General features: G+C 63.3%; 20 protein-coding genes and 1 pseudogene. 16 read left to right on the plus strand and 5 right to left on the minus strand.

What is annotated here, in order from left to right:
- The first annotated feature begins 25 nt into the window (after positions 1 to 25).
- The 8 genes from ugpQ (at position 26) to PW947_RS00240 (ending at position 10,173) form a co-directional block, all read left to right on the plus strand.
- Complete coding sequence (ugpQ, locus tag PW947_RS00205) at positions 26 to 805, plus strand: glycerophosphodiester phosphodiesterase (protein WP_299628497.1); 780 nt, start codon at positions 26 to 28, stop codon at positions 803 to 805.
- 200 nt (positions 806 to 1,005) lie between these two features.
- Positions 1,006 to 2,118 carry an ABC transporter substrate-binding protein gene (locus PW947_RS00210; protein WP_299628499.1) on the plus strand — a complete coding sequence of 371 codons (1,113 nt, stop codon included), beginning with the start codon at positions 1,006 to 1,008 and terminating at the stop codon, positions 2,116 to 2,118.
- Positions 2,119 to 2,216: 98 nt separating this feature from the next.
- Complete coding sequence (locus PW947_RS00215) at positions 2,217 to 3,134, plus strand: ABC transporter permease subunit (protein WP_299628501.1); 918 nt, start codon at positions 2,217 to 2,219, stop codon at positions 3,132 to 3,134.
- On the plus strand, positions 3,131 to 3,979 hold the full coding sequence (locus PW947_RS00220) for an ABC transporter permease (protein ID WP_299628503.1): 849 nt from the start codon (positions 3,131 to 3,133) through the stop codon (positions 3,977 to 3,979). The genes PW947_RS00215 and PW947_RS00220 overlap by 4 nt, the downstream gene beginning before the upstream one ends.
- 89 nt (positions 3,980 to 4,068) lie before the next feature.
- Positions 4,069 to 5,139 (plus strand): ABC transporter ATP-binding protein, encoded by a 1,071-nt coding sequence (locus PW947_RS00225; protein ID WP_299628505.1) that lies wholly within the window; start codon positions 4,069 to 4,071, stop codon positions 5,137 to 5,139.
- Positions 5,140 to 5,496: 357 nt separating this feature from the next.
- Entirely contained in the window at positions 5,497 to 6,777 is a 1,281-nt protein-coding gene (locus PW947_RS00230) for a dicarboxylate/amino acid:cation symporter (protein ID WP_299628507.1), read from the plus strand.
- A gap of 4 nt (positions 6,778 to 6,781) precedes the next feature.
- Complete coding sequence (locus PW947_RS00235) at positions 6,782 to 8,779, plus strand: ATP-binding protein (protein WP_299628509.1); 1,998 nt, start codon at positions 6,782 to 6,784, stop codon at positions 8,777 to 8,779.
- Between the two features lie 35 nt (positions 8,780 to 8,814).
- Positions 8,815 to 10,173 (plus strand): sigma-54 dependent transcriptional regulator, encoded by a 1,359-nt coding sequence (locus PW947_RS00240; protein ID WP_299628511.1) that lies wholly within the window; start codon positions 8,815 to 8,817, stop codon positions 10,171 to 10,173.
- A 148-nt stretch (positions 10,174 to 10,321) separates the two neighbouring features.
- Here PW947_RS00240 and PW947_RS00245 read toward each other — a convergent pair whose 3' ends face one another.
- Complete coding sequence (locus PW947_RS00245; protein ID WP_299628513.1) at positions 10,322 to 10,858, minus strand: TlpA disulfide reductase family protein; 537 nt, start codon at positions 10,856 to 10,858, stop codon at positions 10,322 to 10,324.
- Between the two features lie 261 nt (positions 10,859 to 11,119).
- On the opposite strand from PW947_RS00245, the gene PW947_RS00250 reads away from it, so the two are divergent.
- Positions 11,120 to 11,638, plus strand: a complete 519-nt coding sequence (locus tag PW947_RS00250) for a hypothetical protein (protein ID WP_299628652.1) — start codon at positions 11,120 to 11,122, stop codon at positions 11,636 to 11,638.
- Positions 11,639 to 11,999: 361 nt separating this feature from the next.
- Here the strand turns inward: PW947_RS00250 and PW947_RS00255 are convergent, their stop codons facing one another.
- Together PW947_RS00255 and PW947_RS00260 are read right to left on the minus strand one after the other, a co-directional pair.
- Complete coding sequence (locus PW947_RS00255) at positions 12,000 to 13,568, minus strand: YifB family Mg chelatase-like AAA ATPase (RefSeq protein WP_299628515.1); 1,569 nt, start codon at positions 13,566 to 13,568, stop codon at positions 12,000 to 12,002.
- 110 nt (positions 13,569 to 13,678) lie between these two features.
- Positions 13,679 to 13,936 carry an accessory factor UbiK family protein gene (locus PW947_RS00260; protein ID WP_299628517.1) on the minus strand — a complete coding sequence of 86 codons (258 nt, stop codon included), beginning with the start codon at positions 13,934 to 13,936 and terminating at the stop codon, positions 13,679 to 13,681.
- 435 nt (positions 13,937 to 14,371) lie between these two features.
- Here PW947_RS00260 and PW947_RS00265 point away from each other — a divergent pair, with 435 nt between their 5' ends.
- From PW947_RS00265 to ptsP, 7 genes and pseudogenes are all read left to right on the plus strand, one after another.
- Positions 14,372 to 14,710: a P-II family nitrogen regulator gene (locus PW947_RS00265; protein WP_006048089.1), complete on the plus strand. Its 339-nt coding sequence runs from the start codon at positions 14,372 to 14,374 to the stop codon at positions 14,708 to 14,710.
- A 32-nt stretch (positions 14,711 to 14,742) separates the two neighbouring features.
- Positions 14,743 to 16,230 (plus strand): ammonium transporter, encoded by a 1,488-nt coding sequence (locus PW947_RS00270; protein ID WP_299628576.1) that lies wholly within the window; start codon positions 14,743 to 14,745, stop codon positions 16,228 to 16,230.
- Between the two features lie 291 nt (positions 16,231 to 16,521).
- Positions 16,522 to 17,811 (plus strand): glutamate--cysteine ligase, encoded by a 1,290-nt coding sequence (gene gshA, locus PW947_RS00275; RefSeq protein WP_299628578.1) that lies wholly within the window; start codon positions 16,522 to 16,524, stop codon positions 17,809 to 17,811.
- 184 nt (positions 17,812 to 17,995) lie between these two features.
- Positions 17,996 to 18,952, plus strand: coding sequence for a glutathione synthase (gene gshB / locus PW947_RS00280; protein WP_299628580.1), 957 nt, complete (start codon positions 17,996 to 17,998; stop codon positions 18,950 to 18,952).
- Positions 18,953 to 19,208: 256 nt separating this feature from the next.
- Positions 19,209 to 19,694 carry a PTS mannose transporter subunit IIA gene (locus PW947_RS00285; protein ID WP_299628582.1) on the plus strand — a complete coding sequence of 162 codons (486 nt, stop codon included), beginning with the start codon at positions 19,209 to 19,211 and terminating at the stop codon, positions 19,692 to 19,694.
- 56 nt (positions 19,695 to 19,750) lie between these two features.
- Positions 19,751 to 20,020, plus strand: a complete 270-nt coding sequence (locus tag PW947_RS00290) for an HPr family phosphocarrier protein (protein WP_299628584.1) — start codon at positions 19,751 to 19,753, stop codon at positions 20,018 to 20,020.
- A 234-nt stretch (positions 20,021 to 20,254) separates the two neighbouring features.
- Positions 20,255 to 22,001: pseudogene (gene ptsP / locus PW947_RS00295) on the plus strand (phosphoenolpyruvate--protein phosphotransferase).
- A gap of 104 nt (positions 22,002 to 22,105) precedes the next feature.
- Here ptsP and moeB read toward each other — a convergent pair.
- Positions 22,106 to 22,864 (minus strand): molybdopterin-synthase adenylyltransferase MoeB, encoded by a 759-nt coding sequence (moeB, locus tag PW947_RS00300; protein ID WP_299628586.1) that lies wholly within the window; start codon positions 22,862 to 22,864, stop codon positions 22,106 to 22,108.
- Positions 22,865 to 23,025: 161 nt separating this feature from the next.
- Positions 23,026 to 24,612, minus strand: a complete 1,587-nt coding sequence (locus PW947_RS00305; protein ID WP_299628588.1) for a S41 family peptidase — start codon at positions 24,610 to 24,612, stop codon at positions 23,026 to 23,028.
- Positions 24,613 to 24,878 lie beyond the last annotated feature (266 nt).

Here is a 24,878-nt window from a genome sequence, read left to right on the forward strand (position 1 = left end):
AACACTCGCCGCCAGGACAACCGCAATGAACCTCGACGCACGTAACCGCGATCGCGACGCACACGGCGTGATGCCGGCGTGGCCGTATCCGCGCCTCGTCGCGCATCGCTGCGGCGGCAAGCTCGCGCCCGAGAACACGCTGGCGGGTTTCGACGCATGCGTGCGGCACGGTTATTCGATGGTGGAGTTCGACGCGAAGCTGTCCGCCGACAACCGCGTCTATCTGCTGCACGACGACGATCTCGACCGCACCACCAATGGCCACGGCCCTGCGAAGGTCCAGCCGTGGGACGCGCTCGCCGCGCTCGACGCCGGTTCGTGGTTCGGCGCGCAATTCGACGGCACGCGTCTGCCGACACTGGAACAGGCCGCCGAACGATGCGAGCGCGACGGCATCTTCGCGAACATCGAAATCAAGCCGTGTCCGGGGCGTGACGTGGAAACCGGCGAGCGGGTCGCGCGCGCTGCGCTGAAGTTGTGGCGTTCGGCGACGCCGTTGCTGTCGTCGTTTTCATTCGACGCGCTGGCCGCCGCGCGCGACGCCGCGCCGTCGTTGCCGCGCGGCATGCTGTTCGAAACCATTCCCGCCGACTGGCTGGCGATCGTCCGCGAACTCGATTGCGTCGCGCTGCATGCCGATCACACCGAATTCACCGAGCCGCTGGTCGCGCAGATTCGCGCGGCGGGTTTGCGCACGCTCGCGTACACCGTCAACGATCCGGCACGCGCGCGGTTGCTCGCGCAATGGGGCGTCGATCTGATCTGCACCGACCGCCTCGACCTGCTGACCGCCGACCTGCTCTAACGCGCTTCACCGAATCGCTTCACCGAATTACGCGTCACCCGCATCACGTGTCAGGCTTCGACACACGCACGCGCCGCCGCACGGCCTTGCTCGCCACGAATACCGCATAGAAAACACGCCGCAGCGCGCCACGCGCCTGCGCGCGAACGAATAAGCAGTTTTCCTAACGTAGCAATTTTCGGCAGAGGATGGGGAATACCATGAACCGCACCTGGTTAAGTCGTGTCGTGTCGATGTCGGCCGTCGTGGGCGTGGCGGCGGGAGGCGTGAGCAGCGCTTCCGCAGCGGCGCCCGACGCACTGGTTGCCGCAGCGAAGCAGGAAGGCCAGCTCACCGTGATCGCGCTGCCGCACGACTGGTGTAACTACGGCCAGCTGATTCCCGCGTTCACGAAGAAATACGGCATCAAGGTCAACGAACTCAATCCGGATGCGGGTTCCGGCGACGAAATCGAAGCAATCAAGGCGAACAAGGGCAACAAGGGTCCGCAAGCGCCTGACGTGATCGACGTCGGTCTGTCGTTTGGACCGGCCGCGAAAGCGCAAGGTCTGTTGCAGCCGTACAAGGTGTCGACCTGGAAGACGATTCCCGATTCGCAGAAAGATGCCGAAGGCTACTGGACCGGCGACTACTACGGTGTGCTCGCATTCGAAGTGAACACCGACATGATCGACAAGGTGCCGACCGACTGGCCCGATCTGATGAAATCGGACTACAAGAATTCGGTGTCGCTGGCGGGTGATCCGCGAGCCGCCAATCAGGCGATTCAGGCGGTGTTCGCCGCTGGACTTTCGCAGGCCAAAGGCGATCAGTCGAAGGCCGACGCAGCGGGCCTGAAATTCTTCGCCGATCTGAACAAGGCGGGCAACTTCGTGCCGGTGATCGGCAAGGCGGCGTCGCTCGCGCAAGGCACGACGCCGATCATCGTGCGTTGGGACTACAACGCGCTTGCCGATCGCGACACGCTGAAGGGCAATCCGAAGGTGCAGGTCGTCGTGCCGAAGACCGGCGCGGTCGCCGGTGTCTACACGCAGGCCATCAGCGCTTACGCGCCGCATCCGAACGCCGCGAAACTGTGGCTCGAATTCCTGTATTCGGACGAAGGGCAGATCGGCTGGCTCGAAGGGTATTGCCATCCGGTGCGCTTCAACGACCTGGTCGCGCAAAAGAAGGTGCCGAAAGCTGTCCTCGACAAGCTGCCGCCGCCGGCCGCGTACAAGAACGTCGTGTTCCCGTCGCTTGAAAAGCAGGATGCGACCAAGGACACGGTCACGAAGCAGTGGGACGCGTCGGTGGGCGCAAACGTCAAGTAAGCGGGGACGGCGCGCTCCGGCGCGCCGTTCGACCCGCGAGCAACGGGCTGTCGATGCATAGCGCGCCTGCGGGCGCGCGTTTGCCGTGAGGGTGAAGGATGAATGCTTCAACGGATGCCGGATCGGCGCAACCGGTACTGTCAGCGCCACCGTCAGCGCCGCCGCGCGCTGCGTCGCAATGGCTGACCTGGATCGGCGTGCTGCCGTTCTTTCTCTTTGCGCTGCTGTTCCTGATCTTGCCGACGCTGTTTCTGATCGTCGGTGCGTTCCAGGATGCCCAAGGTCACTTCACGCTCGATAACTTCGTCCAGCTGCTTCAGCCCAGCGTGCTCGAAGCGTACTGGATCAGTTTCAAGGTCAGCGCGGCATCGGCGCTGGGCGGCGCGGTGCTCGGTTCGCTGCTCGCGTGGGCGGCCGTGCAAGGCAAGCTGCCCGGCTGGATCCGTCCGACGCTGATGACGTTTTCCGGCGTCGCGTCGAACTTCGCGGGCGTGCCGCTCGCGTTCGCGTTCATCTGCACGCTCGGGCGCGTCGGCCTCGTCACGGTGCTGCTGAAAAAGTACACCGGCCTCAATCTGTATTCGACCGGCTTCAGCATTCTCAGCTTCGCGGGCTTGACGATTACCTATCTGTACTTTCAGATTCCATTGATGGTGCTGATCATCACGCCCGCGCTCGACGGTCTGAAGCGCGAGTGGCGCGAAGCCTGCGATTGCCTCGGCGGCACCGCGTTTCAGTACTGGCGATACGTTGCGTTGCCGGTGTTGTGGCCCAGCGTGCTCGGCGCGACGCTGCTGCTGTTCGCCAACTCGTTCGGCGCGGTCGCGACCGCCTATGCGCTGACCGGCAGTTCGCTGAATATCGTGACGATCCTGCTGTACGCGCAAATCCGCGGCGACGTGCTGCATAACCCGAACCTCGGCTATGCACTCGCGCTCGGGATGATTCTGGTCACGGGGATTTCGAATGGCGGTTATATCTGGCTGCGCGCACGCGCCGAACGGGGGCGTCGATGAGCGCGCCACTTGAAGCGGTCAACGCGGCCACGTCGGCCGCGCCGAACGCCGCGCAGAGTCAGTCGCGCGTCGGCGCGTGGACGGCGGTGATCGTCGGTTCGCTGTATTTCTTGATTCCGCTCGCGGCGACCTTCGAGTTCAGTCTGCGCATGCGGCGCGGCGTCTACAGCTTCGACGCGTACAAGGTCGTGCTCGGCGATCCGAACTTCCAGGCGTCGTTCGGCTATTCGATCCTGATGGCGCTGTTGACGATCGTCGTCGGCATTCTGCTGGTCGTGCCGACCGCGTATTGGGTGCAACTGCGTCTGCCGAAACTGCGGCCGCTGGTGGAGTTCATCACGCTGCTGCCGCTGGTGATTCCGGCGATCGTGATCGTGTTCGGCTATCTGCGCATCTATAACAGCAGCTCGATCCTGCCGCTGACCGGCAACGAACGCGCCACCGATTTCCTGCTGGTGTGCGGCTACGTGGTGTTGTCGCTGCCGTATATGTATCGCTCCGTCGATGCCGGGTTGCGCGCGGTCGATATCCGTTCGCTGACCGAAGCCGCCGAATGTCTCGGCGCGAGCTGGCCGACCATTCTGTTCAAGGTGATTTTCCCGAATATCCGCTCGGGCATTCTGTCGGGCGCGTTTCTGACCTTTGCCGTGGTGATCGGTGAGTTCACGCTCGCGAGTCTGCTCGACCGGCCGGCGTTCGGGCCGTATCTGCAACTGATCGGCGCGAACCGTGCGTACGAGCCGTCGGCGCTGGCGATCATCGCGTTCGTCGTCACGTGGGCGTCGATGGGCCTGATTCAGGTGTTCGGTTCGGCGCGCGGCGCGGCGCGGTCCCAAACCCGCTGACCCGCTGATCGACCACGCGACGTCGCCTTCCGGTTTCGCCGCCGGGTTTTCAAACGCTCCCACTTTCTGCTGATCGAAGGCATCGAATCATGGCATTTCTGGAAATCGAAAATCTGCACAAGTCGTTCGGTGCGAACACGGCGCTGCATCACTTCGACATGCAGATCGAGCGCGGGGAATTCGTCACGTTTCTCGGACCGTCCGGCTGCGGCAAGACCACGGTGCTGCGGATGATCGCCGGTTTCGAAACGCCGACGCGCGGCGTGATCCGGCTCGACGGCAAGAACGTCACGCACGTGCGCACGCGGCAACGCAAAGTGGGCATGGTGTTTCAGTCGTACGCACTGTTTCCGAACATGACGGTCGCGGACAACATCGGTTTCGGCTTGCGCGTCGCGAACCGTCCGGCCGCGGAAATCCGGACGCGTGTCGAAGAGATGCTGCAACTGATCAAGCTGCCGCACGTCGCGGAGCGGTATCCGTGGCAACTGTCGGGCGGCCAGCAGCAGCGCGTCGCGCTCGCGCGGGCGCTGGCGGGCAAGCCGCAAGTGTTGCTGCTCGACGAACCGCTGTCGGCGCTCGACGCGAAAATCCGCATTTCGTTGCGGCAGGACATTCGCGCGCTGCAACGCGAACTCGGCATCACGTCAGTCTTCGTCACGCACGATCAGGAAGAAGCGCTGTCGATTTCCGACCGGATCGTCGTGATGAACGAAGGCCGCGTCGAGCAGGTCGGGTCGCCGTCGGAAATCTATAACTATCCGCGCACGCGCTTTGTCGCGTCGTTCGTCGGCACGCTGAATATCCTCAACGGTCAGGTCGTCGATCCGGCCAGCGGACGCATGGCGGTGGACGGCCAGGAACTGGTCACGTCGCACGCGCTGCCGGCCGGCGACGCGGGCAAGCAGCGCCTGCTCGCGCTGCGTCCCGAAGCGATCGTGCTGGAACCGGCGGCGGCGGGGCGCAACACGCTGCGCGCGACCGTCGAGGAAGTGAGCTTTCTCGGCGCGGTGGTGCGCATCCGCACGCGGGTGAAAGACGCCGTGATTTCACTGGATGTGTTCAACGACCCGAATCGCGCGCTGCCCGAACGCGGCCAGCCGGTTGCGCTGGGTTTCTCGCACGACAACCTGCTCGTGCTGGAAGAAGGCACGGCCTGAAACGCGCCGACCCATCGGTCTAAGTAGATACCCTGATCCCAGATTTCCGGAAACCGCGACAGCTTTTGTCCGGATTTCCGGAAAACCAGATCGGCACGCCACCTGATAGTTAAAAAAAGTCTATAAATCAGTGGCCTAGCCGATATTCGAGATTGGCATCGACCTTGCAAAGTAAAAAGCGCGGCCGCAATGGCCCAAACAACTAAAGCAAGGAGACACGATGCCTGATTTCCCTTCCCGGACCGTCTGAATTCGTCGTCTTGTCACGGCCTCGCGCCGCGCACAAACGAACCCTCATACCCGTTCGACGCTGCGCCGCGCATGAAGCCGCAGCCACACTACATAGCAGGAACCATTGTGAAGAAACCTATCCATAAAGTGCTGTATGTGCAGGTGATCGTCGCGATCATCATCGGCATTATTCTCGGCCACTATTCGCCGGCGCTCGCGGTCGACATGAAGCCGCTCGGCGACGCGTTCATCAAGCTGATCAAGATGGTGATCGGGCCGATCATCTTCTGTACCGTCGTGACCGGCATCGCCGGGATGGAAGACATGAAGAAGGTCGGGCGGGTCGGCGGCAAGGCGCTGCTGTACTTCGAAATCGTGTCGTCGTTCGCGCTGGTGCTGGGCCTCGCGGCGACCCACCTGCTGCGTCCGGGTGTCGGCTTCAACGTCGATCCGGCGACGCTCGACGGCAAGGCGGTCGCGTCGTACGCCGCGAAGGCGCACGGCCAGACCACGGTCGATTTCCTGATGCACATCATTCCGGACACGTTGTCGTCGGCCTTCGCGCAGGGCGAAATCCTGCAGATCCTGCTGATCGCGCTGCTGTTCGGTAGCGTGCTCGCGACGCTCGGACCGCGCGGCAAGGTGGTGACGGACTTCATCGACGGTTTGTCGAGCGTGCTGTTCGGCGTGGTGCGGATCATCACGAAGCTGGCGCCGATCGGCGCGTTCGGCGCGATGGCGTTCACCATCGGCAAATACGGCATCGGCTCGCTGCTGCCGATGCTCAAGCTGATCGGCACGTTCTATCTGACCTCGATCGTGTTCGTGGTCGTGGTGCTGGGGATCATCGCGCGCGCGGTGGGCTTCAACATCCTGCGCTTCGTTGCGTACATCAAGGAAGAAATGCTGATCGTGCTGGGCACGAGCTCGTCGGAAGCGGCGCTGCCGCAACTGATGCTGAAGCTCGAAAAGCTCGGCTGCTCGCGCTCGGTGGTGGGTCTGGTGGTGCCGACCGGTTATTCGTTCAACCTCGACGGTACCAACATCTACATGACGATGGCCGTGCTGTTCATCGCGCAAGCCACCAACACCGACCTCACGTGGACCCAGCAACTGACGCTGCTCGCGGTAACGATGCTGACGTCGAAGGGCGCCAGCGGCGTGACGGGCGCAGGCTTCATCACGCTGGCGGCGACGCTCGCCGTGGTGCCGACCATTCCGCTGTCGGGCATGGTGCTGATCCTTGGTATCGACCGCTTCATGAGCGAATGCCGCGCGCTGACGAACATCGTCGGTAACGGCGTCGCGACGGTGGTGGTGTCGGCATGGGAAAAGGAACTGGATCGCGACAAGCTGCGCGCGGAGTTGCGCGGCGAGACGACAGTGCAGGAAACGGCCGGCGTCTGATGTCATGAAAGCGGCGGCGCGGGGCGCGTCTTCGGTGGGTTCAGACGAAGACGCGCGATATGCCACAATAGCCGACTCCTCCCGCTCGGAGTCCGCTAACGTGACGCGCCGTCTGCTGATTTTTTTCGCACTCGCCGCGGGGCTCGCGGCGGCGTGCGGTCTCACGTGGACCATCACCTGGCAGCGCGGTGTCGATGCGCTGCGGCAGAACGCGGCGGTACGTGTCGATCGCACCGCGAATGCGCTGAAGAGCACGCTCGAACGCTACGAATCCCTGCCTTATCTGCTGGCCGAACATCCGTTCGTGCAAGACGTGCTGGTCGCCCCCGACCCGCTCAACGTCGAGCGCGCGAACCGTTACCTCGAAGACCTCAATCTGCATGCCCGTGCCACCGCCACGTATATCGTGAAAGCGGACGGCATCTGCGTGGCGGCAAGCAACTGGCACGACGCGGAGAGTTTCGTCGGCGTCGAATATCTGTTCCGGCCGTATTTCGTCGATGCGATCAAAGGCGGCGTGGGCCGCTTTTTCGGCATCGGCACGATCTCGCACGATCCCGGCTACTACATCTCGCAACCGGTGCGCCGTGACGGCAAGATCGTCGGCGTGGCGGTCGTCAAACTCAATCTCGAATGGTTTCAGGGCGCCGACGCGTCCGAGCCGCTGATCGTCACCGACGATCACGGCGTGATCTTTCTGTCGTCGGTGCCCGCGTGGAAATACCACACCGTGCGGCCCTTGTCCGGTCCGATTGCCGACTCGATCTTTCAGACACGCCAGTATGCGCAGCAGCAGATCGCGCCGTTGCCGGTGACGGTCGAGAGCGCGCTCGAAGGCGATGCGCAGATCGTGCGGATCGGCGGCGGACGCTATGCGCCGCGCTATCTGGCGTCGCGGCGCAGCATGGGCGAACCGGACTGGCATCTGATCACGCTCGCGCCGCTCGACCCCGTCAATAGCGACGCGCGCAACGCGACCATCGTGACCGGCTTCGGTTATGTGTCGCTGTGTCTGCTGGCGTTTTACTGGCGGATGCGCCGCTCGCGGATGCGCGAGATGATTCGCGGCCGCGCGCTGCTGCAAAAGGCGTATGCGGAACTGAACCAGCGCGTCGCCGAACGGACCGTGGATCTGTCCGAAGCGAACGAACAATTGCAGAAGGAAGTGGCCGAACGCACCCGCGCCGAGCAGGAATTGCGGGCCGCGCACGATGAGCTGATCCAGGCGAGCAAGCTCGCGGCGCTCGGTCAGATGGCGGCCGGCATCACGCATGAATTGAATCAGCCGCTCGCCGCGTTGCGCAGCTTTTCCGACAACACGCGGGTGTTTCTGGCGCGCGGCGATCTCGGTTCCGCGCGCGAAAATCTCGAAGCGATTGCCGCGTTGACCGAGCGGATGGGCAAGATCACGAACCAGCTGAAGCTGTTCGTCGGACGCGCGCGGCCGCGCAGCGCGCGGGCGCCGCTCGCACGTGCATTGCGCAATACGCTCGCGCTGTTGCAGAAGCGTTTGCAGGACGTGAGCGTCAAGGTGACGCTGCGCCATGCCGACGACGGCACCGACCCGGCGCAGCCTTTCGATGTCAACGACGAACATCCGCACCTCGTTGCGCACTGCGACGATCTGCGTCTCGAACAGGTGCTGATCAACCTGATCGGCAATGCGCTCGATGCGACCTCGGGCGTCGATGCGCCGCGTCTCGCGATCGAAATCGAAGCGACGGAATCGACGGTGTCGATCGCCGTCCACGACAACGGCCCCGGCATTCCCGACGACGTGTTGCCGCGCCTGTTCGAGCCGTTCTTCACGACCAAGGAAATGGGACAAGGACTCGGACTCGGCCTTGCGATTTCATCGTCGATTGCGCGCGATTGCGGCGGCACGCTGATCGCCCGCAATGCCGCCGACGGCGGCGCGCAGTTCGTGCTGACGCTGCGTCGCGCGCGCGTGGCCGCGGCGGATCCTGTGCTGGCCGGCGGCGGTACACTCGGTGGCCAATAAAGCGCACTCGCGCGATCCGATTTTCTGGTGACGACATGGCCAATAGCGGCTTGCAGGTTTTATATATCGAAGACGACGAACTGGTGCGGCGCGCCAGCATGCAGAGCCTGCAACTGGCGGGCTTCGACGTGGTCGGGCATGCGTCGGTGGAATCGGCGGCGCGCAGCATCAGCGCCGATTTTCCCGGCGTGATCGTCAGCGATATCCGTCTGCCCGGCGCGAGCGGTCTCGATCTGCTCGCGCAGTGCCGCGAGCGCGCGCCCGACGTGCCGGTGATTCTCGTCACCGGCCACGGCGATATTTCGATGGCGGTTCAGGCGATGCGCGACGGCGCATACGATTTCGTCGAGAAGCCGTTCGCGTCCGAACGATTGATCGAGACCGTGCGCCGCGCGCTGGAGCGTCGCAATCTCGTGCTGGAAAACCTCGCGCTGCGTCGCGAACTGGCCGAGAAGCAGTCGGGCGCGACGCGGATCATCGGGCGCAGTCAGGCGATCGAACAGGTTCGGCGGCTGATCGCGAACGTCGCACCGACCGATGCGTCGGTGCTGATCAACGGCGACACGGGCGCGGGCAAGGAACTGATTGCGCGCAGTCTGCACGAACTGTCGCCGCGTCGGGACAAGCCGTTTATCGCGGTCAATTGCGGCGCGCTGCCGGAACCGATGTTCGAGTCGGAAATGTTCGGCTACGAGCCGGGCGCGTTCACCGGCGCGGCGAAGCGACGGATCGGCAAACTGGAACATGCATCGGGCGGCACGCTGTTCTTCGACGAAATCGAAAGCATGCCGCTCGCGTTGCAGGTCAAGTTGCTGCGCGTGCTACAGGACGGTGTGCTGGAGCGGCTCGGCTCGAACCAGCCGATCCGCGTGAATTGCCGCGTGGTGGCGGCCGCGAAGGGCGACATGAACGAACTGGTCGCGGCGGGCACGTTCCGGCGCGATCTGTTGTACCGGCTGAACGTGGTGACGATTGCGTTGCCGCCGCTGGGCGAACGTCGCGAAGATATCGTGCCGCTGTTCGAGCATTTTCTGCTCGACGCGGCGGTGCGATATCAACGTCCCGCGCCGATCCTCACCGACCGGCAGCGCACGCGTCTGATGCAGCGTGACTGGCCGGGCAACGTCCGTGAGTTGCGCAATGCGGCGGATCGCTTCGTGCTGGGCGTGGCCGAAGATCCGAGCACCGCATCCGGCGACGCCGCCACCGACGACGCCGGACAGTCGCTGAAAGAGCGCGTCGAGCAGTTCGAACGCGCGGTGATCGCGCAGGCGCTCGAACAGACGGGCGGGGCGGTGGCGGTTGCGGCGGATCGCCTGCAACTCGGCAAGGCGACGTTGTACGAGAAGATCAAGCGTTACGGGCTGGCGGCGAAGGGCGACGGTGAGCGGTGAGTCGAATGCCGCTGCACGCCGCTGCACGCGGTTGAATACCACTGAACGCCGCCCGTAAAACGAAACGCGCCGGCAGCGGAAACCGCTGCCGGCGCGTGAGATGTCAGGTTCTAGCTGGTAGCTGCGCGCGTCGAGCGGCGCGCTGCGATCAGGCGTTCTTGCCGAGCGCTTTTTCGAGCAACTGGTCGAGTTCCGCGAATTGCGGCTCGCCGACATAGCGCTTCAGGATCTTGCCGTCACGATCGACCAGGAACGTGGTCGGCGTCAGTTGGACATTACCGAACTGCTTCGCCGCCGAGCCGTCGTCCATCGCGACCTTGAACGGCAACTGACGCGTCGTCGAATAGTTCGTCACGTACATCGGCGCGTCGTAGTTCATCGCGACCGCGACGAACTCCAGTCCTTTGCCCTTGAAGCGGTTGTACGTCTGAACCATCTGCGGCATTTCCTTCATGCAGGTGTCGCAGCTGGTTGCCCAGAAGTTGACCAGATAGACCTTGCCCTTGAGATCGGCCGTGGTGACTTTCTGACCCGACAGCAGCGTGAACGTGGCGTCGGGCACATGTTGCTGGCTGCCGAACGCGAAATAACCGGCAATCGCGATCGCGCCCGCGACGACCGCCATCGCGATATAGCGAATCGGACTGGCGCGGCGGGCAGCGGTAGTGTCGGGCGTGGGGTTCATGGGCGGACCTCGAAAGTCGCGTGAAGCGTGTTGATCGGTGCGGCGACGCACGCGTTGCGCGATGAAACCCAGCTTGCGCGGGGCCCGGCAAGGGCGTGCAGTGGCCGTATTGTAGCCCCAATCCCGTGACACTACAGCGCACGGCGACACAGCGGATAATGTGATTTCCGACCGTTTTCGTCCATTGCTGGACGCTTCCGCCTCTCTATGTCCAGACCTGCTTTCCGACCGCTTTCACGCTGTTTTCAAGGGCTTTTCCCGATACTTACGCTGATCGTGCTCGGTGCGGCGCTGGCCGCCTGTTCGCCGAAGTACGACTGGCGCACGATCATGAACAACGACCTTGGTTATACGGTCGATCTCCCCGCGAAGCCGGGCAACGATCGCCGGCAGATTTCCGTGGACGGAACGCCAATGCCGATGTCGATGCAGACCGCCGAAGCCGGTGACGCCGTGTTCGCGGTCGGCACCCTGACCCTGCCCACCGACGATCCCCAGGCGCAACGCGCCGCGCTCGATTTCCTGAAAGCGGGCCTCGCGCGCAACGTCGGCGTTCCGGCTGCCGCCAGTGATGTGCAGATTCCGCTCGCGGCGGGCGGCAAGGTGCCGGGCGTCGAAATGCGTGTCAGCGGCAAGGCGGGTCCGCAACAGGAAGCGCGAACCATCTACGCACGGCTGGTTGCGCGGGGGCGCCACGTCTATCAGGCGGCGATCATCGCAGCGAGGCCGTTGCCGCCCGAGCAGATCGATCAGTTCTTCGGCTCGTTCCAGCTGTATTGAAGGGCGGGGCGCGCGCCTAAAAAGTGTCACCGACCGAATTGCCGGAACGCCCGGCCACCAAGCGTTTGGCACCTGAAGTGAATGTGGATTCACAGGTTGCGTCGCTAGCTAACGGATTTCACGCAGCTTTTACCGTTACCCACAGCGCCTGTGGATAACTTTGTGTACAACCTCCCGGCTGGACGGCCGCAAGCCCGTCCGGAAGGCGTCGAGCTGGGTTTTGTATGCCGACGCAGAACAAAAAATGTCAATCAAATCAATACTTTTCGCGAAGGGCTTCACACAGTACCTGCGTTTCGTCAGTTTTATGGCTATTACTAAGAGTTGTGTATAAGTCAAGTCTTGACAGGCACTTTTTACGTCAGACCAGCGCAAAGACCCGCCTGTACTGGACCGCTTCCCCGATCTGCGCGGCGCTCGGCGATTCGCTGCCGGCGAGATCTGCAATCGTCCGCGCGACCTTCAATACGCGGTAGTAAGCGCGCGCTGACCAGCGGAACCGCTCGCCGGCTTCTCGCAGCAATAATTCGCCGGCCGCGTCGGGGCGACAGACCTCGTCGACTTCGCGTCCGGCCAGTTCGCGATTGGTTTTGCGCTGACGCGTTATCTGGCGCTCGCGTGCCGCGCTGACCCGCGCGGCTATCTGCGCGCTAGGCTCGCCTTGAGCGGTGGCGCGGGCGCTCAGTTCGGCCGATGTCAGCGCCGGAATCTCTATCTGAATATCGATTCGATCGAGCAGCGGTCCCGACAGTTTGCGCAGATAGCGCGCGGCGACGTCGGGTGTGCAGCGGCATCGTCCGCCGGGGTCGCCGCGCCAACCGCACGGGCAGGGGTTCATCGCCGCGATCAACTGGCAGGCGGCGGGAAAGTCGGCTTGCATCGCCGCGCGCGAAATCGTGATGCGCCCGGCTTCGAGCGGCTCGCGCAGCGTTTCCAGCACGTGCCGGTCGAACTCGGGAAGTTCGTCGAGAAACAGCACGCCGAGATGCGCGAGCGTGATCTCGCCGGGCTGCGGCGGATTGCGCCCGCCGACCAGCGCAGCCGCGCTCGACGAGTGGTGCGGCGCGCGAAACGGCCGCTGCCGCCACTGCGCCGGCGAAAACCCCGACATGCTCGCGGACAGCAACGCCGCCGACGTCAACGCTTCGTCGTCGGACATGGCCGGCAGCAGACTCGGCAAGCGCGCAGCCAGCATCGATTTGCCCGCGCCCGGCGGCCCGACCATCAGCACATGATGACCGCCCGCGGCGGCGACTTCGAGCGCGCGCCGGGCGCCGCGCTGACCGATCACGTCGCGCATGTCGAGCACCGGCGCGAGCGAGGTGTCGGCGGGTGCGGGCGCGGTGACGGGAGAGAGGCGCGCGTCGGGCGCGTCGGCGAGATGCGCGCACAGCGAAGGCAAGTCTGCCGCGCCGTAGACGGCGACGCCCGGCACGAGTGCCGCTTCTTCGGCGCTGTCGCGCGGTAGATAGAGTTGGGGAACGGCGGGTTGCGACGGCGCGTCGTGGCTGTGCGCAGTACGTCCGGACGCGTGGCTGCGCGCAGTGCCGCAGGCCATTGCGAACGCGCCGCGCATGGGCCGTAGCGCGCCTGTTAGCGACAATTCACCGGCGAACTCGCGATTTAGCAACGACTCTGAGGGAATCTGGCCGCTCGCGGCGAGAATGCCGAGCGCGATGGGCAGATCGAAACGTCCGGATTCTTTGGGGAGATCGGCGGGTGCGAGATTGACGGTGATTCTGCGCACCGGGAAATCGAAGCCGCAGTTCTGAAGCGCGGCGCGCACGCGCTCGCGGCTTTCGCGGACTTCGAGATCGGGCAGACCGACGATCGAAAACGACGGCAACCCATTGGCGAGATGAACCTCGACGGTTACTTCAGGCGCACGGCCAGAGGCCGGCGCACGACTGCGCACCACGGCAAGCGACATGTTTCCCCCGCCGGACCACGCGCCACGCGGCGCGCTATCCCTTCCACATTCAAGATGTCACGGCTCGCTTGCCGGTGATGTTGACGACCGCTACTGCGTGTCTGCCCGCGTTACGGGTTTTGCGTCGGGACCGGCAGCTTCTGTTCGAGTTCGGCGACGCGTCGTTCCAGTTCTTCCAGACGCGCACGCGTGCGCACCAGCACCTGCGTCTGCGTGTCGAATTCTTCGCGGGTGACCAGGTCGAGCCGCGAGAAGCCTTGCGACAGCATGGCCTTCACGTTGCGCTCGACATCCTTGGCCGGCGAGTTCTTCAGCAGCTCGCCGAGCTTCGCCTGCAAGTCGTTAAAGACGTCGTTCGGTTGTTTCATTGTTTTCCCCTTGTTGCACAAAAACTGTGCGTGTGTCGTTACGCCTGTGCTCCGTTACGTCGGATGATCGATACTGGTGCACGGCGGTCGGTCGCGATTTTAAGCGTGAGCGCCTTTGGTGCGTGCGCTGTTCTGCAAAGCCTGTAGACACTCTAGCAATGATCCATGCGGCGTGCCACCGGACCGCCACCGCGTTGGCCATCCGGCCAGGGAGCCCCGCGCGACGGGCGGTTGAAAGCTACGGGTAATCGCGATTTCGAATTGGCATGGGAGTTGCTGTTACTGGGCCGCGCGCACTTCCCGGCATGTTTTTCCGGCGGCGCGTCGAAGCAGCTCGGTGCGCTGGGAATCGCACAACGACGCGGCGGGAACGGCGGAAAACACGGCAGCAACGGGTTACGCAAACGGGTTTAAGCAACTAAAGAGAGGGATCTCATGAAACTCATTACCGCAATCATCAAGCCGTTCAAGCTCGATGAGGCGCGCGAAGCCTTGTCGGCAATCGGCGTCTCCGGGATCACGGTGACGGAAGTGAAAGGTTTCGGGCGGCAAAAGGGCCACACGGAGCTGTACCGCGGGGCTGAGTACGTTGTCGACTTCCTGCCGAAGGTGAAGATCGAGGCTGCGGTCTCGGACGACATCGTCGATCAGGCGATCGAAGCACTCGAACGCGCAGCTCGCACGGGGAAGATCGGCGACGGCAAGATTTTCGTTACGCCGATCGAGCAAGTGATCCGGATTCGTACCGGGGAGACCGGGGCGGACGCCCTGTAATAGAAGAGATAGCGACACAAGAGGAAATGAAGATGCGCAAATTATTGATGTCCTTGCTGATGGCCGGTTCGCTGCTCGCGGGCGGTATCGGCGCCGCCCTCGCGGACGACGCTTCCGCTCCTGCAGCTGCGTCCGCTGCCGTTGCTTCCGATACGACGGCCAGCGCGCCGGCGGCGGATGCATCGGCTGCGGCCCCGGCCTCGGCTCCTGCTGCTGACGCTTCCGCTGCCGCGGCTGCCAGCGCGCCTGCTGCCGACGCAGCACCGGCCGCGCCGACTGCCCCGTTCTCGGTCGATTCGTCGAAGATCAATTCGGGCGACACCGCCTGGATGCTGACCTCCACCGCGCTCGTGCTGTTCATGACGATCCCGGGCCTCGCACTGTTCTACGGCGGCATGGTCCGCAAGAAGAACGTGCTGTCGACGCTGATGCAAAGCTTCGCGATCACCTGTGTCGTGACGATCATCTGGACGGTCGTCGGCTACAGCCTCGCATTCACGCCGGGCGGCTCGTTCCTGGGCGGTTTCTCGCGCGTGTTCCTGTCGGGCATGAACTACATCAAGGGCGACAAGGCAACGACGTTGACCGTCAGCCATCTGGCCACGACGATTCCGGAATCGGTCTACTTCGTCTATCAGATGACGTTCGCGATCATCACGCCGGCGCTGATCACCGGTGCGTTTGCTGACCGCATGAAGTTCTCGTCGATGCTGGTGTTCATGTCGCTGTGGTCGATCATCGTCTACTCGCCGATCGCTCACATGGTGTGGGAACCGACGGGTTGGCTGGCAACGGCCGGCATCCTGGACTTCGCAGGCGGCACGGTGGTGCACATCAACGCCGGTATCGCCGGTCTGGTCTGCTGCCTGGTGCTCGGCAAGCGCGTCGGCTACGGCAAGGAAGTCATGGCTCCGCACAACCTCACGCTGACGCTGATCGGTGGCGCGATGCTGTGGGTGGGCTGGTTCGGTTTCAACGCAGGTTCGTCGCTGGCTGCTGACGGCCGTGCCGGTTTCGCGATGCTGACGACGCAAATCGCAACGGCAATCGCCGCACTGGGCTGGATGTTCGCCGAATGGATCACCAAGGGTAAGCCGTCGGTGCTCGGCATCGTTTCGGGTGCGGTCGCAGGTCTGGTCGCTATCACGCCGGCGGCAGGTTTCGTCGGTGTCGGCGGTGCGCTGGCAATCGGTCTGATCGCAGGCGTGGTCTGCTTCTGGTCGGCAACGTGGCTCAAGCACAAGCTCGGTTACGACGACTCGCTCGACGCGTTCGGCGTGCACTGCATCGGCGGTATCGTGGGTGCGCTGCTGACGGGTGTGTTCGCGGTCAAGGACATCGGCGGCTTCGACGGCAGCATCGTTCTGCAGGCAAAGGGCGTGCTGACGACGCTGGTCTACAGCGGTGTGGTGAGCTACATCCTGCTGAAGATCATCGACATGGTGATGGGTCTGCGCGTGACGGAAGAACAGGAACGCGAAGGTCTGGACATCACGCTGCATGGCGAACACGTCGAATAAAGACGTTTCACCGCGCCCGGACCGCGACGGTCCGGGCGGTATCACGCAATACCTGCTTCACCTCCGGTTATGGTAAAGCGCAGCAATTTGGCCCGCCTTCATGGCGGGCTTTTTTCTTGCTGAGACGGAAACAGGCGACGGGGTCGTCCGGGATTCGATGCTTCGCGCGATGACCCGACTATCGCCGCGATAGCGACAAGCACGGGCGCGCCGGCTTGCAGATGAGGAAACCGTCCCCAAATGGGCAAAGCATTTGCTCTACAATCTTTCTTCCCAGTCTGCGAGTGATCAATGGTTCCGCACCTAGTTACGGCGTTAAACGGCCCGCTGCTCGATCTCGAGCGGAAGATCCTCGACGCTACGCCCGCCATCGAGCGCTGGTTTCGCCTCGAATGGCAGGAACACACGCCGCCTTTCTACTGCTCGGTCGACCTGCGCAATGCCGGTTTCAAGCTTGCGCCCGTCGATACCAACCTGTTCCCCGGCGCGTTCAACAACCTGCCGCAGGAAGTGCTGCCGCTCGCCGTTCAGGCGGCCATGGCATCGATCGAAAAGATCTGCCCCGACGCGAAAAACCTGCTCGTGATTCCCGAGCGGCACACGCGGAACGCGTTTTATCTGGAGAATGTCGCGCGGCTCGCGATGATCATGCGTCAGGCGGGTCTGAACGTGCGTTTCGGCTCGCTGGACGAGTCCATCGCGGGGCCGGTCACGATCACGTTGTCCGACGGCCAGAAGCTCGTGCTCGAACCGCTTGAACGGTCGCCGCGCCGTCTCGGCCTGAAGAATTTCGATCCCTGTTCGATTCTGCTCAATAACGATCTGTCGGGCGGCATTCCGCCCGTGCTCGAAAACCTGCACGAACAGTATCTGCTGCCGCCGCTGCACGCCGGCTGGGCGGTGCGTCGCAAGTCCACGCACTTTTCCTGCTACGACGACGTCGCGAAGAAGTTCGCGAAGATGGTCGGCGTGGACCCGTGGATGATCAATCCGTACTTCGCGCACGTCGAAGGCGTGGACTTCGAGCAGCGCACCGGCGACGAAGCGCTCACCGACGCGATCGACGGCGTGCTGAAAAAGATCGCGAAGAAGTATCGCGAGTACGGCATTTCCGAAAAACCGTATGTGGTCGTCAAGTCCGACGCCGGCACGTACGGAATGGGCGTGATGACGGTGCACGACGCGTCGGAAGTCGCCGCGCTGACCAAGCGCGAACGCGCGCGGATGGCGGCCACCAAAGAAGGCCTCGAAGTGCACGACGTGATCGTTCAGGAAGGCGTGTATACGTTCGAGCGCGTCGGCGACGAAGTGGCGGAACCGGTCGTGTACATGATCGACCGCTATGTGGTCGGCGGTTTCTATCGCGTGCACGGCAGCCGTGAACGCGACCAGAACCTGAACGCGCCCGGCATGCACTTCGTGCCGCTCGGTTTCGAACACACGGCGCTGCCCGATGCGCACGCGAAGCCCGGCGCGGCGCCGCCGAACCGCTTCTATATGTACGGCGTGGTGGCGCGGCTCGGCTTGCTGGCGGCGTCGGTCGAGCTGGAAAAGACCGATCCGGAAGCGATCCAGGTTTGATGGCTCGCTGCGCCGTTCGCACGCGGGCGGCGCCGTCCGCGTCGTGCGCTTTGCGGCGTCGCTGGCTATGCTTGATCTGAAACTGCCCGAGCCAGGCCAGCTTAAATCACATCGGGGCGAGCGCGTCGCTCGCGCCTTTTACTAACGAATAGCGTCAGGCCCACACGGGCGCATCAGGATCTTCATGGACATTCTCTTCATCGCCGACCCGCTCGACCGCTTCAAGATCTACAAGGATTCGACCTACGCAATGATGGCCGAGGCCGCGCGCCGCGGTCACACGCTGTTTGCGTGCGAACCGCAGCATCTGGCGTGGACGGGCGGCGACGTCGAAGCGAACGTGTATCGCTTTCAGATCGTCGGCGACGAGGCGGACGGTCATCGCGATAACTGGTACGTGCCCGATGCCGTTGCCCCGCGCGCGCTGAAAAGCTTCGGCGCCGTGCTGATGCGCAAGGACCCGCCGTTCGACATGGAATACGTGACGTCCACGTGGCTGCTGGAACTGGCCGAACGCGGCGGCGCGCGCATCTTCAACAAGCCGCAGTCGATCCGCGATCATTCGGAAAAGCTCGCAATCGGCGAATTTCCGCAGTTCGTCGCGCCCACGCTGGTCACGCGCGATCCGGCCCGCTTGCGCGCGTTCCACGACCAGCACGGCGACGTGATCCTGAAACCGCTCGACGGCATGGGCGGCATAGGCGTGTTCCGGGTGAAGCCGGACGGCATGAACCTCGGTTCGATCATCGAAATGCTGAGTCACGACGGCGCGCGCTCGGTGATGGCGCAGAAGTTCATTCCCGAAATCAAGGACGGCGACAAGCGCATTCTCTTGATTGGCGGCGAACCGGTGCCATATTCTTTAGCGCGTATCCCGCAAGGTAACGAAGTGCGCGGCAATCTGGCGGCGGGCGGCCTCGGCCGTGCGCAGCCGCTGACCGCGCACGACAACCTGATCGCCAGAACGGTCGCGCCGGTGCTGGCGGCGCGCGGTTTGCTACTGGTTGGGCTCGATGCGATCGGCGACTGGCTCACCGAAGTCAACGTGACGAGCCCGACCTGTTTCCGCGAGATCATGGATCAGACCGGTTTCGACGTGGCAGCGATGTTTATCGACGCACTGGAACGCGCGGTCGGCTGATCCCGCTTCACACGGAAACAGCCGCCGGAGCTGGACGAAGAGCGCGAAAATGAGCCTGATACAATGCCCGCTCCCGATTGCCTGTACATCACATGTGTAGGGTGTGGCGGGGTTGAATGCAAGTCGAGCGTAGGTTTTCTACGCATGCTGGGCAGGAGGTCGCTGTCCCGGCCCTCACGACCAACGGCCGGTCGAGGGTGCTTCAGGCAAGGCAACGGTTCATGGCCGCATTTTTGCAGCAAGGCTCAAGGCTGACATGGCAGGCATTCTGATCATTGCGCACGCTCCGTTCGCAACCGCGCTACGCGAGTGTGTCGCTCATATTTACGGTGGGTTGCCCGCGCGCATCGGTGTGATCGATGTGAGCGCGGATTGCGATCCGGTTCAGGTCGTCGCGCTGGCGAACGCGGAAGTCGAACGTCTGAAGGAAGAGAACGGCACGCTCGTGCTCACCGACGTATTCGGCGCGACACCCTCCAACATCGCCGCGCGGCTCGCAACCCTGCCGCAGGTGCGCGTGTTGTGCGGCGTGAATCTGCCGATGCTGGTGCGCGCGGTCTGTTACCGCGCGACGCCGCTCGACACGCTCGCCGACAAGGCGCTGGCGGGCGCGACCAAGGGCATTCACGCGGTGAATCCGTCCACGCCGACGCCACCCATGTGTCCGCCCATCGGCGAATGCGTCGAGGTCATGGCGCCCGAAGATGCGCTCGCGCAGAAAGCAGGCACCCCCGGCTGCTGACGCTGGCCGGTTTTTCCCTTTTTCATCACACCATCACCCGCGCTTCGGATCATCACATGCTGCAACAGGAAACGACTATCGTGAACAAGCTGGGCTTGCACGCACGCGCATCAGCGAAACTGACGCAACTTGCGGGCAATTTTCAGTCTGAAATCTGGATGAGCCGCAATGGGCGGCGCATCAACGCAAAGAGCATCATGGGTGTGATGATGCTGGCGGCCGGCATCGGCAGTACCGTGGTGATCGAAACCGAAGGTGCGGACGAAAAGGACGCAATGGACGCTATCCTGAAGTTGATCGCGGACAAATTCGGCGAAGGACAGTAAGCATGCTGCATGCTTGATGTTTGCACCCGAACGCCGCGGCTGACCCGCGGCGTTTTTTTTCGCATGTCGGGCCATGACGATGAAAGCCTGTTCGAAGCGTGACGAAAGACAAATCGTGCTGCGCCGCACACAGTTCCAGCACGCGTGAGAGCGCTGCGGAATTTATAATGACGATCTGCGTCTGAGAGCATTGCAGCGGTCCTCCGCGGCATTCCACAACTAGAGGAGGTGCGCGTGTCGTTCACGCTGCATGGAATTCCCGTGTCACGCGGTATCGCAATCGGGCGGGCGTATCTGATCGCTCCGGCTGCACTCGATGTTGACCACTATCTGATCGAGCCCACGCAAATCGAGGGCGAGATCGAGCGTTTCCGCTCGGCCCAGCAACGCGTGCACGAAGAGCTCGACGCGCTGCGCGCCGATCTCGCCGCCGACGCGCCGAGCGAAATGGGCGCGTTCATCAACGTGCATTCCATGATCCTGAACGACGCGATGCTGGTTCAGGAAACCATCGACCTGATCCGCACGCGTCGCTACAACGTCGAATGGGCGTTGACCGAACAGCTCGAACGTTTGTCGCGCCATTTCGACGATATCGAAGACGAATATCTGCGCGAGCGCAAAGCCGACATCGAACAGGTCGTCGAACGGGTGCTTAAAGCGCTGGCGGGTGCATCGGTGTCGTTGCCGGCGAGCGCGCACGGCGCCTGCGACGAAATGATCGTGGTCGCGCACGACATCGCGCCGGCCGACATGATGCAGTTCAAGACGCAAACCTTCCAGGGCTTCGTCACCGATCTCGGCGGACGCACGTCGCATACCGCGATCGTCGCGCGCAGTCTCGGCATTCCGGCGGCCGTTGGCGTGCAGCATGCGAGCGCACTGATCCGTCAGGACGATCTGATCATCGTCGATGGCGACCACGGCATCGTGATCGTCGATCCCGCACCGATCGTCCTCGAAGAATATTCGTATCGTCAAAGCGAGAAAGCGCTCGAACAGCGCAAGCTGCAGCGTCTGAAGTTTTCGCCCACGCAGACACTCTGCGGCACGCGCATCGAGTTGTGCGCGAACATCGAATTGCCGGAAGACGCGGCGGCGGCGGTCGAGGCGGGCGCAACGGGCATCGGCCTGTTCCGCACCGAATTCCTGTTCATGAATCACAAGGACCGGCTGCCGGAAGAGGAAGAGCAGTTCGCCGCGTATCGTCGCGCGGTCGAATTGATGAACGGTTTGCCGGTGACGATCCGCACGATCGATGTCGGCGCGGACAAACCGCTCGATTCGATGAGTGGCGACGGTTACGAGACCGCGGCGAATCCGGCGCTAGGCTTGCGCGCGATCCGCTGGAGCCTGTCCGAGCCGCAGATGTTCCTGACGCAACTGCGCGCCATTTTGCGTGCATCGGCTTACGGCACGGTGAAGATCCTGATTCCGATGCTCGCGCACGCGCAGGAAATCGACCAGACGCTCGACCTGATTCAGGAAGCCAAGCGTCAACTCGACGATGCCGGGCTCGCATACGATCCGAACGTGCAGGTCGGCGCGATGATCGAGATTCCCGGCTGCGGCGATCGCGTTGCCGCTGTTTCTGAAGCGCCTGAACTTCCTGTCGATCGGCACCAACGATCTGATCCAGTACACGCTCGCGATCGACCGTGCGGATAACGCGGTCGCGCATCTGTACGATCCATTGCATCCGGCGGTGCTGCATCTGATCGCGTTCACGCTGCGCGAGGCGAAGCGCGCGGGCGTACCGGTGTCGGTGTGCGGCGAAATGGCGGGTGATCCGTCGGTGACGCGTCTGCTGCTGGGGATGGGTCTGACCGAGTTTTCGATGCACCCGAGCCAGTTGCTGGTGGTGAAGCAGGAAGTGCTGCGCTCGCATCTGAAGACGCTGGAAAAGCCGGTCGCGGACGTGCTGGCGTCGTTCGAGCCGGAAGAAGTGCAGGCGGCGCTGAAGCGGGTGACGTCGGCTTGATCTGAACGATCGCTGCTTGCGTGTCGCGCACGGCACGACACAGCGGAGCAATAAAAAAGGGCACAGCGCGCTGTGCCCTTTTTCTATTTCCGACCGACGTTTCGTCAATCGCGATGCGGCGTCCCGCACACCGCGCAATCCGGCTGTCGGCCGATGCGCATCGTGTTCCATTCCATCCGCAACGAGTCGAGCATCATCAGACGACCGACCAGCGGCGTACCGATGCCCGCAATGACCCGCAGCGCCTCGGCCGCCTGCATCGCGCCGATGATGCCGACCGTCGGCGAAAACACGCCCATCGTCGAACATGCGACTTCCTCGAACGGTTGATCTTCGGGGAATACACACGCGTAACAGGGCGATGCGTCGTCGCGGAAATCGAAGGTGCTGATCTGGCCGTCGAAGCGCAACGCCGCGCCCGACACCAGCGGCACGTGCGCGGCGACGCACGCGCGGTTGATCGCATGCCGCGTCGCGAAGTTATCCGTGCAATCGAGGACGACGCTCGCGGACGGCACGTTCGCCGCCAGCCACGCATCGTCGACGCGTTCGGCGATGGCATCGACGCGAACGTCCGGGTTCAACTGCGCAATCGTGTCGCGACCCGATTCGACCTTCGGCCGTCCCACCGACGCCGTCACGTGAAGGATCTGGCGTTGCAGATTGGTCAGATCGACGGTATCCGCGTCCACCAGCGTCAAACGGCCGACACCTGCCGCCGCCAGATACATCGCCGCCGGCGAGCCGAGGCCGCCCGCGCCGATTACGATCGCGTGCGCGTCGAGAAAACGCTGCTGCGCCTCGATACCGAGTTCATCGACCAGAATGTGGCGGGAATAACGGAGAAGTTGTTCGTCGTTCATGGCGGAGAGGGCGCTGGATCTGGTTATTTTAGTCGCGCGGAGAAAGACGGTACGGCGGAGGGTGTTGAAAAGCGATGCTGCGGAATCTTGGGAGTCGTGTCGTCGCGGCGAGCGCCGCGACGACACGTTCAGGCTGAATCAGCCCGGTTCAGGCAAAAGGCTTACTTGCCTTGCGTAGCCGGCGCCGACGCCGGCACCGCGCCCGATGCACCCGGAACCGGCTGCGTCGGCTTGACGGCGACCGGAGCGGAAGCGGACTGCTCCGGCTTGTTCTGCGCGAGACGGCGCTCGCTCAGCGACTTCGATTCCTGCACCGGCTTGCCTTCGAGCTTGTTCAGCGCTTGCGCCAGCATGAAGTCGTCGGTCGAACCGAACTCGACCGGCTTGCGTTCACGATCCTTCTGACGCTGTTCCGGCGTCTTCTTGTCGTTCTGCTCTTCGAGCAGGCGCAGTTGCTCCATGCGATCCGATTCGCGCTGTTCGGCTTCCTTCTTCTCGTTCGGATCCTGCGTGTTCGCAAGGTGGTTCGAGTAGTCGACTTCGCGCGTGACGAGTGCGTCGTCAGGATCGCCATCGGCGTATTGATCGACCGCGACATCAGGACGGATGCCCTTGTTCTGGATCGAACGGCCGCTCGGCGTGTAGTAGTAAGCGGTGGTCAGACGCAGCGCGGTGTCTGCGGTCATCGGACGAACCGTTTGCACCGAACCCTTGCCGAACGTGGTCTTGCCCAGCAGGATCGCGCGATGCTGATCCTGCAATGCGCCTGCCACGATTTCCGATGCCGACGCGGAGTACGCGTTGGTCAGCACGATCATCGGCACGGTCTTGAAGATCGCCGGCAGGCCCTTCAGCGGATCGCCGTCGAAGGATTGCAAACGATAGTTATCGTAGGTGTCGCGATAGACCTGCTTCGAGTCGGGGATCTGGCCGTTGGTGGACACGACGACCGAATCCGGCGGCAGGAACGCGCCCGCCACACCGACCGCGCTTTGCAGCAGACCGCCGCCATTGTTACGCAGATCGAGCACGAGGCCCTTCAGGTTCGGCTGCTGACGCGCGATGTCCTGCAGCTTGGCTGCGAGATCCGGCGTAGTGCGTTCCTGGAAGCTCGTGATGCGGATATAGCCGTAGCCCGGCGCGAGAATCTTCATCTTCACGCTCTGGACCTTGATGATCGCACGCGTCACCGTCAGCGGGAACGTGCGGTCGTCGGTCTTGCGGAAGATGGTGAGCGTGACCTTGGTGCCCGGATCGCCGCGCATCTGCTTGACGGCCTGGTCGAGCGTCATGCCGCGAACCGGCTTGTCGTTGATACGCGTGATCAGGTCGCCCGAACGGATGCCCGCGCGGAACGCCGGTGTGTCTTCGATCGGCGAGATCACCTTGATCAAGCCGTCTTCCGACGAAATCTCAATGCCGAGGCCTGCGAAACGACCCTTGGTCTGTTCCTGCAATTCCTGGTAGTCGGTCTTGTCGAGGTACGACGAGTGCGGATCGAGGCTCGACACCATGCCCTTGATCGCGGCGGTGAGCAGCTTCTTGTCGTCGACCGGTTCGACGTACTCGTGCTTGATCTGACCGAAAACTTCGGCGAACAGGCGGAGCTGGTCGAGGGGGAGCGGTGCGGCGGTGGCGGATGCTGCGCTGGCGGGTTGCTGGGCCGAGGCGGAAAGTTGCAGGGTTGCAAATACGCCGGTGGCAAGGCCCGCGGCGATCAGGCCGATATTTTTCAGGTTCTTTCGCATAGAGTCTGTTGCGGTCGGAAGCGCGTGGCAGCGTCAAAGAGAAGGGGACGGACAAGTATAACTGCACACCCGTCAAGACTGTGCGCACACAGGGTAATCGCCATTCGACCGTCCGAAGGCTTGTGGGTTCTGCGTTTGCGCGATGCGCAAACAAAGTGACCGGTGATCACGCGGCGGCGACAGCACGCGGTCGGACGCGGTGACCCGATGCCGGAGCAGTGTAGGCCTGCGCGATGGCTGGCGTGTGGCGCCGAGGTGGCCCCAGC

It is taken from the genome of Paraburkholderia sp. (assembly GCF_028283785.1).
Taxonomy (GTDB): Bacteria; Pseudomonadota; Gammaproteobacteria; order Burkholderiales; family Burkholderiaceae; genus Paraburkholderia.